The following is a 12191-nucleotide window of genomic DNA, read 5'->3' as shown; positions in this document are numbered from 1 at the left end:
TTGCAGTAGCTGGAAGATGCATCCACATCAATTCCGGATAGCCCACAAGCAAAAGCAGAATGCATGCCTCTACTGTATTTCGTGTCTCCAGCAGACCGCCCAGCAATTTTCCAGAATCAGTGTAGTTTGGCGGGATAGTATAGACATTGCTGAACTCTCGATCATCCGCCATATCCAATCTCCTCCGTGATGTCTGCCAAGGGCAGATCTCCTTCTAAATCAATATCATTCCTGCGTCGGTATTGGGTCACATAGTCTGGGGAGTTCAGCACCACGCCAGTGCCGCTGGCACAGTGGACCCATAGTTTGGTTCCGTCGGCATCCTCTCCCGCGTAGAGCAGCACATGGTTGACTGGGACTGTACCGGGCACCGCCATGAAGCCGAGGTCGCCGGGCAGCAGTTCGTCTTCTGAAATGGCATGCGTGGCATCCCACTGGTTCCAGGACCCATCATACAGTGTCACGCCTAACGCTGTCTGATAGACCCATTCCGTGAATCCGGAACAATCGAGTCCATAGGGGCGGATCGTTCCTGTGCTGCTGGACCCCGCCGCAGTGACCAGTTTGGGGGTGTTCCACTCCTCATTCCAACCTGGCGCGCTCTTCCCGCCCCAGAAATATGGGACGCGGCCCACCAGTGAGAGGGCACAGCGCATCAGTTCCTTGCGTTTCCCGCTGCAGTCCAGGCTGGCCAGAAACAAGTTCAGTTCCGCGTCGCTGATAGGCGGCACGCTCCCGTTGCTGGCGGTCCCATACATAGTCATCTTCAGCGCATTAGACATATTGAGGATCGCATCCCCATAGGAGATCTGGAACTGATCGTATGTAGCATCCACGTCCACGTCAAAGGCCTTCAGGATAATCGACTGGTCAAATGGGTGGATCGTACAGGCCACATACTGCACCGTTTCCTGCGTCTCCCCATCGCCCCCTTCATTCTCTACCGGGACTTGGGTACTCTTCACCTCATAAGTGACGGTATACATTTGGTCGGTGACGGCGTTGAGTTTACTCTGCAGATCTGCCTTAGTCGTTCCGCGCTGGCCCATGGAGGCAGAGTAGGCAGCCAGGATATAGCAGGTATCGTAGTCCATAGATACTAAGGCATTATTGACCAATGCCTCCATGGACAGGTCATAGTCATAGCCCCCATCGGCTATAATCTCATCTACCTCCGCCAAGGCGGCATCATACCCAGCCTGAATACAATCGGCCACAGTAGCGGAGAGGTTATCGAAGATGGCTGTCATCTCAGTTGGGCCATTTGGATCAACGGTAGTCGGGTCAGTGTGGAAGATATTATTGAATACTATGGACGGCAGGGACACTACGGTAATGATAATGAACAGCAGGAACAAGCAGAGAAACACCAAGACCTTAAAGAGCGTGTGGCGGAGAGACCACGCCGCTGAGAGTACGGCGCCCCACGGCCCGCCAGCAGCCGTTCCGACGGCGATCTCTGACGCCGCTTTGCCAGTCTCCATACCGGCTTGCACTGTAGCTGCGGCCGCGTTGGCCGTCGCTTCACCAGCCGCTGTGCCAACTGAACCGGCGGCGGAACCGGCTTGTTTAGCCGCCTCTGCCGCACTGCGTATCCCCTGCAGGTAGTTGTCCTGGCCTTCGCCAAACTGTCGGTCGTCAGACATAGAGATCACCTCGCTTGTACCGAAATATGAAGGCAGGCATACCCGTTCCCAGGTATGCCCGCCCGATGGTCAATGTTTTTTTCTGTTTGGCGGCTTACGCTCTGTGACTGGTCTCTTTTTCGGCTCGGAGTACCGGGCAGGAGTAGACTTGTAGCGTACCGTCTCCACTGTAAATGTTTGAAGTTTGTCATTTTCATAGAGCGGTTTCCCGTCCTCATAGACGGGCCGACGCTCCACGGCAGGAGTGCCATGAATGGCATACCACTGGCTGCCACCGCTGTCTTCGTACACATGGTAGTCGCCGCGTGGAGCCTGATAAACAGCGCGGTCATAGAATGCGGTACCACTTCCGTCCTCATGCCGCACCTCCAGAATACCATCCCCAGCTCTGGAACTATCCACAGACACCACTGGCTGGTCAAAACCAGGCATAAACTGGCCAAAGAGCGCCTGGTTGTACCGCTCCGCCGCTCCGCTTCCACCATCTGGTACCGGCTCAAATTGCGGCACAGATGCTGCAGGAGTCATCGCATACCAACTCAAACCGTCGGCGCCCTGGATTGTTTCATGGGGCGCATCCGGCTCCTGGAAATAGGCGCTGTTGTACCAGAGACTATTGCCGCCATCCGGGTAAATGGCCTCCAGCGTACTCTCATCAACCTGCCGCAGCAGAGTGCCGTCCGGTGCGCTTGGGAACGCTTCAGACACCTGCGCCGCCTCGGATACATTTCCGGTGAATGCGGGGGTGGCATAGAACGCACCCATTCCCTCCCCAGAGGCCACCTGATACCATTGGCTCCCATCTGCAGCAGTAACAACGGTGTGGGGGGTGGTGGGCACATCATGCTGGGCCGTGTTGTAAAAGTCCACCTTGGCCTGCCGCCCATCCGGTCCTACTGCATTGGTGCTGATGTGGCCGCCAGTAATCTCTGTATCAGCGTAGGTCATCCCGGCGGCTTTGCCGCTTGTCAGGTGCGGCATATAACTGTTGAGGCTACGATTGGCAATGTCCCCTGCAATTGTTCCGGATACGTTGGGCATCCGTGTTGCCACTGATGACACCGACTCCGGGGTCAATGTTGCACCATTTCGGGCTGCCATTCCTCCGAATACCCGGCCAACAAAGCCGACACCGCCACCAACTCCCATGCGTTTTCCGCCGTCCACAACGGCATCACGCACAAAACTGTTGGGCTTCACGTGGCTCATAAAGCCGGACAAAATACCGCCTGTGGTGACACCGCCAGCCGCACCGGCGGCAGCCCCGGCCCCGCTCTTCGCCGCGCCTCCAAACACGGAGGCAGCGCTGCTGCCGCCTTTGGAGAAACCAGTCAGCGCCCGGGCAGCCATCAGCATCTCTATTCCCATACTGCTACCCGTCTGTGCCACAGATAGGCCCATAGCCGCCAGATAACTGTCGCATCTCTGGGCGATTTTCAGAAGTGCCAGTGCGCAGAAAAGCCACAAGAAGACGCTGCCTTGACCACTGCTCAAAGCACCACCATTCGCAATGAATTGGCCAACGGACGAGTCAAATGCCCGTAGGAACCACACATTCAGAACCAGCAGTAGAAGTTGGGAGCCAACCATTCGGCACCAACTTTGAAAGACCCGGGAAGTCGCCTTAGAAGCCCCCATCGAATATGCCAGCGGAGATGTATAGCAAAGGACGCCTACCAGAACATATCGCTCCACGGTTTCCAACAGCAGTTTAAAGTAGTTCCATGCCAAAGCGATCATGAAAATGATCAACAAAATCAGTCCTACCACCGTGGCTACAGATACGATGGTAGCCAACCCATTGGTAAGAGTCTGCTGGATTCCCGCAAATGTAAAGTCGCCCGGGTCCATAGTCTCTTCCATGAGCGCTGTATAAGGCGCTCGTGCAATGTCCAGAACGAGACTGAAAATGGGCTTTGCATATCCAATCAGGATCGCAAAGATTGCACCTCGGGCCAGCAGAGCGAGCGGCTCCTCTGTTTCGGATAGGGGACCGCTGAACGCACGGAATAACTGCCATACCACCACCAGAAAAAGCACTGCCCACGCTGTGTATTGGATAACCGTATAAGCACTGACGGCAAACGGGAAGTACTCTTCCATTGCGGTCATATCGGTGCCAAGCGCGTCAAGAAACACCCCGGATATAGCATCCATGATCTGTGTCATCACGCTGGCCACCCAGTTCGCTATCCCCTCAAAAATCCAATCTAACATGCTTTTGTAACCTCAAAAGGGGTGGGGGCGACCCATCGGCCGCCCCCATCAAAGTCGGATATCATCAATAGCCTGTCCTGGGCAGAGTGGGGACAGGACCGCCGCGGTAGATGATAGTCACCCAGCGGTCGGTCGCCTGCACCCACTGGTTTTGCCACATGCCGCCCACATCGCATTTGTTGGCAAACCGGTATTCGTGAGATAGACTGGACAGGACATCGCAGTAAATATAGGGCGTCTCCACCTGTTTGAAGCCGCCCGGGACACGCCCGAACAGGAAGGTGACCTGAGTCACATACTCATTGGAGGCAAGTCCTAGAGCCGCAGGAGAGGCATCCAGCGTATAGTTCTTTTGTGTGTTCAGGTTGTCGGCCAGTACGCGCTGCGTATCGTTCAAATTGGTTTGGAACACGACTTTGTAGTTCAGCCGGGCCGAGTATGTGCCAGTGATGATCTTATCCAACCGGACGGCGTCTGTGGGCAGCGTATCACGCCAATAAAAGCTGTCCAGCGGGACTGTGGAGTTGTTCCCGATATCCTTGAAGGTATAGCGGATCTCCTGGCCAGGTACGACCTGTGTGTAGCCGCTCTTGCTGATAGACACATTGGTATAAACGCTCTTATTCAGGTACTCAACCTGCACGATTTGGCCTTCATGCTCCAGATAGACCGTCACCTCTTCATCGCTGACCGAGTAGAACTGGGGGCTGGAAATCTCTTTCACGGTATAGCGGCCCAAAGGCAGCGGCTTTGAAACCGCCAGGCCCCGGCTGTCGCTCTCAACGGTGTCTACAAGGGCATTGGCCTTGTTATAGATTCCAAATACCGCACCTTCCAACGGAGTACCGGCAGGGAAACCGTTGATCGGATTATCGTCAGCAGACTTCTTCCAAATCTGGATCTGTCCAGTGATCGCCGTATTGACCCACTCGATTTCCGCCGTGCGGCCTGGGCGCACATAGACGGTCTTATACTCCTCGTCTAAGATGTAGCCCTCCGCGGCCTCCAGTTCACGCAGATAAAACCGGCCACTGGTGTTGGCACCATCCGGCAGGTCGTCGGCTGTGATATAGACCCACCCCTCGTCATCAGAGGTAAATTCCCCAATGGGATTACGGTCTTCGTCGTAGAGCAGGAACTTGACGCCATAGATTCCCTCGCCGGAGGTGTCCACCTTATGGATCAAAATACCGGAATTGGCCTCATTTTTGATTCGCAGGGTGGTCACTTCCCCGTTTTTGACCTCGAAGTAATGAGGGGTATCATCCAATACGAAGTCCGGATTGGCCTCGACTTCAAGCGCGTAATAGGAGCCGTCCTCCAGGGAGAGATAGGCCCTGCCGTTCCGGTCTGTGGTGATGGTATCCACCAGAGCGTCATCCATGCGGCGGATCTCAAAGGTGGTATCGGGAATTCTTTCGGATGTCTTGCTTGCGTTGACCTTGATAATTTCAATGCCGCCTATAGGGTTGTTGTAAAAATACAACTCCTGTGTATCATTGGGATTGATCACCACGGTTTGGGACTGCGTATTGGGGTCAATCGTATAGCCCGGGATGCTTTCCACTTCCGTTACCACCACTGTGCCCGTGAGGCCGGAAAGAATAATCTGACCTGCCGAGTTGCTCCAATACAGGCCGTTGCTGGAAAGCTGCCCGCTGTCGGCATCCACAAAACTTCCGTCGGAGTATGTGATTTTGAACTGTACCCCTTCAAGCGGCGTTTTCCTGTCATCACCAGAGAGCTTGTGGATAATGAGCTGTCCTGTGGGTTGATTCCGGAATTCGAGGGTAACAGTTTGGCCGGCCTTAATTTGGGCAGTCTGGGGTGTGTCGTCCAGAAGGAACCCATCTTTCGCCCGGGTTTCTTTGACCACGAGTGTGGTGCCGGGGTCGATGCCCTCAATGAGGATGGTCCCCGCGGAATCGGTCACGAAGTAGCCGTTGCTGTCGCCCACCACGGTCCCGTCGCTCTCAGTCACAAAGAACTGAACATCAGAAATCGGGGAATTGTCGGCACTGGACACCTTTTTGATCAGCAGCGAGCCCTTGGGGCTGTTGCCAAAATAGACCTGAACAACCTCCTGATCCTCGCCGGAGAGATAGACCGTCTGAGGCGGGGTGTCGATCACATGGGAGCCGTCGCTGGAGAGCTCTTCGATGATGTAAGTACCGGCCTTGCAGCCCGTGACGGTGAAAGAGCCGTTCACCGAAGTTCGGTAAGTGCCGATGACCGTGCCGCCGGTGCCGGAGGTGTTGCCGGAGAGATACCGGACCTGGAACACAGCCCCCTCAATAGCCGCCCCGGTCTCACTGTCATATTTCCATACGGAAATAGCTGAGAGCGGTCTGTTGAGGAAGCGGAATGTATGGCCCTCACCAGCGGCGATAAAGGCCTCCTGTGTGTCCGGGTCCGCCAGAGCAAAGCCCGGCGCAGGCTCCAGCTCCTTTACCCGAAACCAACCGTCACGAAGAGAGAGGTCCGGGTCGGAGAGCACGATACGGCCCTCTTCATCGGTGTAGAAAACGCCCAAGTCGTTGTACTCTCCGGTAGCGGTGTTGTTGGAGGCATACCAGACCTGGAACGGCACATTTTCGATTCGATCATATGTGATGGAATTTTCCTTGATGATCTCGATGGTCGGGCGCTTATAATTTTGGAAATAGACATCCCGATCCCGGTTGGGGAACAGTGTCACCATCTGAGAATCCTCGGCCAGCAGGTAGGGCTCCGGGACTGACTTTTCGATGACCTCCACGACGCCGGGCAGCAAGTTCTCCACCACAGCGACGCCGTTTTCGTCCGTCTCCACTTCCGCGATAGAGTGTCCGTCTGCGCCTTTCACCAGATAGACTGTGTGCTCAATAGGCTCTCCGGTGTCGGCGTCGGTTTTATGGATATAGAGGTTGGGGCGCTTGTCGTTAGTCAGGGTGATGGTGCTGGTCTGGCCGGGGAATAGTTCTACATGGTGCTCGGTATCGTCCGGGATGTGATTCGACACGGAGGACAATTCACGTACGGAGTAAACGCCAGGCTCCAAATCGGATACCAGGATCTCACCTGTGGAACTGGTGGTGCGGTCCAGATAGTGACTGCCATCCTCGATCTTGGCGATGCGGAAAGTCACCCCGGCCAGCCGGGAGCCATCGCTGCTCAGCTTGATGAGCTGCAAAGAGGGCTTGATATGATTGGTGAAAACGAACTGGGCGTCTTCATTGGGCTTCAGCTCGATGATACGCTGGGCCTCGTCGATCACATAGCCATCGCAGGATTTTTCAGTCACTACATAGGAGCCAGGGGGGAGCATGGAAAGGTCAATTTCTCCATTTTCGTCCGTCCGGAACTCCTGGGGTCCATAGGTCCCCTCCACCGATTTGATCTCGAATACAGCGTTGGGAATGACCTTGGAGGGGTCGTCGGAATCCACCTTCACCAGCCGCAATCCGGGCTTGACATCGTTGAAGAACAACAGCTCCTTAATGCCGTCCCCAGCATGGAGTTCCACCTCCTGGGGGGTGGTGTCCAGAATGTGCCCCTCATCGCCGGTATCTACCTCAAACGCCCGGTAAGTCCCCGGCTCTGCATCGGCAATCAAGATTTCACCAAATTGATCCGTCTTGAAATTGCCTAAAAATTCGCCGTCCCGATAGACGGCGAAGGTGACATTGGGCATGGCGACCATATTTTTTCGATCATACTTGATGATCCGCAATCCCGGTAACTCCTCGTTAATGATAGGGATTGTAGTGGTCTCGCCAGCAACCACCGTGGCGGTGTAGACGGTATCATCCAGCTGCCAGCCCACCGGGGCAGTCTTCTCCTGAATCCGGTATGCGCCCAAGGGAATCTCATCGAAAATAGCAACGCCTGCACTTGATGTCGTAGCGGTAAAGGTCTGTCCCGACTCAATATGCTCGACGGTGATGACTGCCCCCGGCAGGTTCATGCCGGTGTTGGATTTTTTCTCAATACGCAGAGTACCGTAGGGGTCATTAAAAAATGTCACCTCGGCTACTTCATCGTAGACAACGGTGACATTCTGGGCAGGCTCCTCGCTGATCATATAATGCTGTGGAGCTTCCCGTTCAATTACGGTATAATTCCCGCTTTTGCTAAGGGGGATCTCGATGCGGCCGTCCCCATTGGTCACAAAAGTACCGACGGAATCGCCGTCAGGACCAACGACTTCGAAACGAGCACCACTAATCGGGATTTCCGTCCCCGTTTCATACTTGATGATCCGCAACCCGGTATCGTATTCCTCTACCGGCTGGTCAGCGTAGTTGCTGAAAGTGGAGAGGTCCATTTCCGTGGTCGGGTCCGTATCGACTACATAATTTTGGAGTTCACCGTATTCATCCTTCTCTTGGCAAATTGCATAAAATACGGCGTATTTATAGACATGTGTACGGAAAGAGAGTTGGACGCTACCGGTTTCTCCTTCAACGCTCTCTAGCGGATACAGGACCTTGAATTTGCCCGCATAGCCATCACCAGTACCCTCAGTGGTAATTGTGGTGATGTCCCGGTTGTTCATATCCACGATACGGGTGCCCCGGGGAACAGAACCGGGGTCAGTAAAGGAAACCTCAACTGCATAATCACACACCCAGGTTTTTGACCAGAATGTAAAAACCTGCTGTTTGTACTGCTTGCCGTCGATAGTGACCTCGTAGGCAGTATCCCGATCCGGCGTACAGGTCACTTCAGGGGACAGGACTTCATTCCATGCTGTGCCGCGGGCATAGATGTCCTTTGCCGCAGCGAGCATCTTCTGTGCGCGCTGCAGTTCCACGCCACTGAGCGCCGAATTGACCTTGAGGTTGTTGATGTCCCAATTACTGAGGAGATAACACCACAACGCCATTTTAGTCGCGTAATAGCCTTGGTATTTATTCTCAAGGCCCAGTTCTTCCAGCGAACGAGTCGGATATCCATTGGCCACAATGCCAAGCACTTTCGGATCCGACGTTTTCTCCTCAGCCAAGTATTCGATGCTCTCCCCAACGTCAACCGTTTGCGGCACACCGGTAGTATTGGGATTGACGCAGTAGGCCGGAATCTCTTTAATTTCTCCTTTGGCGTTGACGTAGTTATAGTAGGTATAGATCAGGGTTCGGACGCGGCCATTGATCATCAGGTAGGAGAGTTCCTGCCCGCCGTTATAGATATCGATCTCTCCGAGGGCTTCCTCAACCGAACCCGCCGCCAGCGATGCCGTCGGCAAAATTGAAAAAGCCATGACCATGGCCAACAGAATACTTAGAAATCGTTTTTTCATGTTGTTCCTCCAAAAATGGGCAGAAAAAAACCGTGCCCCCGGCTCAATGGCATTCGGGTTCACGGCATTCTTCTTTGATTTATTTTGGAAATTAAAAAAGCGGTATACTCACGTATACCGCTTGTCCGCTGTAATCTTGGTTACAGCGGCCTATCTTACATGGATGTTGTACTCCGTCCGCTGGAAGATGCCGTCCTTGTAGACATCCCACGCCTCCATGCGGTATGTTCCCGGCGGACAGGAGTTGAACAGGTCAATGATTTGATTTGCGCGCCATGGCCAGAACACTCGCGGGTTCAGTCCATCGTCAATACTCAGATAGATCTGTACCTTTGGGGCCCCACTTGGGTGGGACACGGGCGCACCGTTCTGCCATGTCTCTGGATTATCCCCAATGGCGTTATAAAGCGTGTAAAGCATTCGTCGGGTCTCATAGAGATTTCGCACGAAAAGGTACTCATGATCATTGATGGAATAATGCCGGGCCTCTGATGCCGGCAACTCAACCTGGGGCATCAAAGACCAATCACAGGTCGGCTCAGGCAACTCGCCCACTGGTCCGGAAGCAAACATATTTTTGTCCCACCGGCTTACATCGGTGATGGTGTAATTGGTACCATCGTCGCAGCGGATCACATCGCCTTCCTGAGGCACATATTGAGAGCCGTCTGCTGGCAAATTGATGGAGCCATCTGCGTTCCTGCTGATTGTTCCCTCCGGTTCTTCCGTAACGGTACTACCTTCAAAATCGGTATTGCCCAGCGCCCGATAGAGCATGATTGCCAAATCGCCGCGGGTAATCTCAGTTTTAGCCACAGCCTCCGCTGTGGTCAGCCCTTGGTCAAGAGCCGTCTGGCAGGCGGTGTTGTAATCCCATTGAATATCTGGAAGATCCATGTACCGTAGAACAACCGTACAAGCCGCAGCAGGGGTCACGCCGTCATCAGCGCCAAAGACCCCAGTATCGTAGCCGACCATCAGGCTGTTGAAATAGCAATAGCCTACATAGAGTCTGGCCCATGCCGGGACATCCGGGAACTTGCACTGGCTGATGTAAAATTCCTGTTCCGCCTGCACATGTTCCTGATTCCCATTTAGTCGCGTCAGGACTGCGGCCAACTGCGCCCGGGTCAGACCGGACGCGAGGTTCATGTCTCCGTTTTGGTCTCCTTCCAGAATCCCCTGTTCTTTCAGATATTCCGCTGCAATTTCCTCTTCTGAGGACGTTGCCAGGGCCGGACAGGCGAGTCCCACGGCCAAGGTGATGCTTAGAGCCACCAAACATAGTTTTTTCATACTGACTGCCTCCTCTCATGTATCTTTGCTTATATTCTACCGGACAGAGAGGAATTTTACAACAAAAGTTTGGTAGTCAGGTGATTTCCCGGGCCTGGACACACCAGCGCATCTCCGGCACATTCCGAACGCAAGTAATCAGTGTGATCATATTTTCGCTTGTCCGACCGAGTCTTGAAAAGTCTGTTTCCTCGATCTGCCCCACAAAAAATACCTCGTAGGTCCTGGTGCCCAGTTTGGTGGTATAGGTGATTTTGTCACCGTTCTCCAAAGTATGGATCTTTCCGAAATGGTTTGCCACACCGCGATTATGACCAGCAAGCCCCACATTTCCATCCCAGCAGGAAGTAGACTTAAAGTGGCCGGCCCCTTTGGCGAGGTTCTCAAGACTCTCATTCTCATAAACTTTGACGGACAACCCCAAAGCAGGGATTTTTAGCCGACCAATGCTCCCATCTGTATAGTAGAGCCCATCAGGAAGCGTAAATTTGGTGCTGCTCAGGCTCGTGTCCTCTGTGGGAGTACCATCCACATAAGATGCAGGGGGAAGGTAGACTGTATCACTGCCACCCGTGTTCCCTGTTGCCGTGGATGCCTGTGGGATCAGAACCGTACCAGCTCCGGGCTGGTAGGATTCCGGGCTGCCAAAAGGCGGCGCGATGATAGCAGTGTTCTTGCTGCGGTCAATATTGCTGCTCTCAGTCACTCCTCCACCGACCACGATCACTTGGTCAACTGAGGTGGGAGGTGCGTACATGCCGCCGTCCGGTGCATCAAACTCATAATCCGCCGCTAGTGCCGGCGTCATCATCATCGCCGTGATGCCCAGCAACAGCGCCATTGTTCTCACCCAGTTCTTCATACATTTTTCGCTCCTTCCGCTTCATAAAGAAATATGCTCCGCCTGCGCCAATGCCGAGAGCACCCAGTGCCGGCAGTAACACCATCAGCCAACTTGTTATTTCCCCAGCATCCTGCGTTTCTTCTGATAAAATCGGCTCAATCGGAGTACCTGTGAAAATAACCGTATAACGGATTACCGTGACGCCAGTGCGGTAAACCTCGCCCGTATAGTCAGCCGTTGTGGTATAGCCGGTCACATAACTGACTGTTTTGCTGCCGCCATAGGTACAAACCGCAGTAAAGCGGTCGCCGATCTCATAGTCGTCGGCGTTATAGGTGTTATCCGTTTGCCATTGGACATCTTGCAGATTGAGCGTTCTGCCCCCCTCCGTAATGCTCTTTGGCAGGTGGTTGATATCTTGGCTTGCCAAGTTTGGATAGGTGCGCGTAGCGGTCACCGGCTTGGTAGAACTTCCATAGCCGGCTGGCTCAGTTTTGATACTGTCCAAATCCAGGTGCAGAGTCCCGGAAAAGTCCTCCTCTGTGGTAACTTCCTTTTCCTGTGGCAGAAGCGATAAAATCGTCTCCATATCTTTCTTGTCGCTTTCCACCGTTTCCGTCTGCGTAATCACCTGCGTTTCGCTGCCGATGATGACCTCACGCAACACATCTGTGCATTCATAGAGGAGGCCATCCCTTTCAAACTGCTGCATAGGCAATGTGGACGGATCGGTATTGGGGGAGAGATCGTACACTTTCCTGATTTCCCGATTATCTTGGTCAAGGATGATATCAACCGGGAGCATAGCGTCCGGATCTGTGACATCTACATTGGTTGCGTCAGCAGGGATGACCAACATAGTCAAAAGCAGGAGTGATGCAGAGATGGAAAAGATTTTTTTCTTCAT

General features: G+C 53.8%; 6 protein-coding genes. All 6 read right to left on the bottom strand.

Going from position 1 to position 12191, the window contains the following annotated elements; genetic code table 11:
• Positions 1–161 precede the first annotated feature (161 nt).
• Positions 162–1646: a C40 family peptidase gene (locus BN1969_RS10300; RefSeq protein ID WP_050624216.1), complete on the bottom strand. Its 1485-nt coding sequence runs from the start codon at positions 1644–1646 to the stop codon at positions 162–164.
• A 69-nt stretch (positions 1647–1715) separates the two neighbouring features.
• Positions 1716–3863 carry a hypothetical protein gene (locus BN1969_RS10295; protein ID WP_050624215.1) on the bottom strand — a complete coding sequence of 716 codons (2148 nt, stop codon included), beginning with the start codon at positions 3861–3863 and terminating at the stop codon, positions 1716–1718.
• Positions 3864–3927: 64 nt separating this feature from the next.
• The gene (locus BN1969_RS10290) at positions 3928–9144 is read right to left on the bottom strand and encodes a SpaA isopeptide-forming pilin-related protein (RefSeq protein WP_050624214.1); all 5217 of its coding nucleotides are present in this window, start codon (positions 9142–9144) and stop codon (positions 3928–3930) included.
• 150 nt (positions 9145–9294) lie between these two features.
• Positions 9295–10440 (bottom strand): hypothetical protein, encoded by a 1146-nt coding sequence (locus tag BN1969_RS10285; protein WP_050624213.1) that lies wholly within the window; start codon positions 10438–10440, stop codon positions 9295–9297.
• Positions 10441–10516: 76 nt separating this feature from the next.
• Positions 10517–11302 (bottom strand): class D sortase, encoded by a 786-nt coding sequence (locus tag BN1969_RS10280; RefSeq protein WP_077138749.1) that lies wholly within the window; start codon positions 11300–11302, stop codon positions 10517–10519.
• Positions 11220–12191: a hypothetical protein gene (locus tag BN1969_RS10275; RefSeq protein ID WP_050624211.1), complete on the bottom strand. Its 972-nt coding sequence runs from the start codon at positions 12189–12191 to the stop codon at positions 11220–11222. Before BN1969_RS10275 ends, BN1969_RS10280 begins: the two co-directional genes overlap by 83 nt.

This window comes from Clostridium phoceensis, from assembly GCF_001244495.1.
Classification (GTDB): Bacteria; Bacillota; Clostridia; order Oscillospirales; family Oscillospiraceae; genus Lawsonibacter; species Lawsonibacter asaccharolyticus.
The sequence above is the reverse complement of the archived record's forward strand: the minus strand, read 5'-3'. Positions and strand labels throughout refer to the sequence as shown.

What these genes read in the sequence shown, in the direction of transcription:
- BN1969_RS10275 (WP_050624211.1), bottom strand. Translation starts at nt 12,191, where the DNA reads ATGAAGAAAAAAATCTTTTCCATCTCTGCATCACTCCTGCTTTTGACT.
- BN1969_RS10290 (WP_050624214.1), bottom strand. Translation starts at nt 9,144, where the DNA reads ATGAAAAAACGATTTCTAAGTATTCTGTTGGCCATGGTCATGGCTTTT.
- BN1969_RS10295 (WP_050624215.1), bottom strand. Translation starts at nt 3,863, where the DNA reads ATGTTAGATTGGATTTTTGAGGGGATAGCGAACTGGGTGGCCAGCGTG.
- BN1969_RS10285 (WP_050624213.1), bottom strand. Translation starts at nt 10,440, where the DNA reads ATGAAAAAACTATGTTTGGTGGCTCTAAGCATCACCTTGGCCGTGGGA.
- BN1969_RS10280 (WP_077138749.1), bottom strand. Translation starts at nt 11,302, where the DNA reads ATGAAGAACTGGGTGAGAACAATGGCGCTGTTGCTGGGCATCACGGCG.
- BN1969_RS10300 (WP_050624216.1), bottom strand. Translation starts at nt 1,646, where the DNA reads ATGTCTGACGACCGACAGTTTGGCGAAGGCCAGGACAACTACCTGCAG.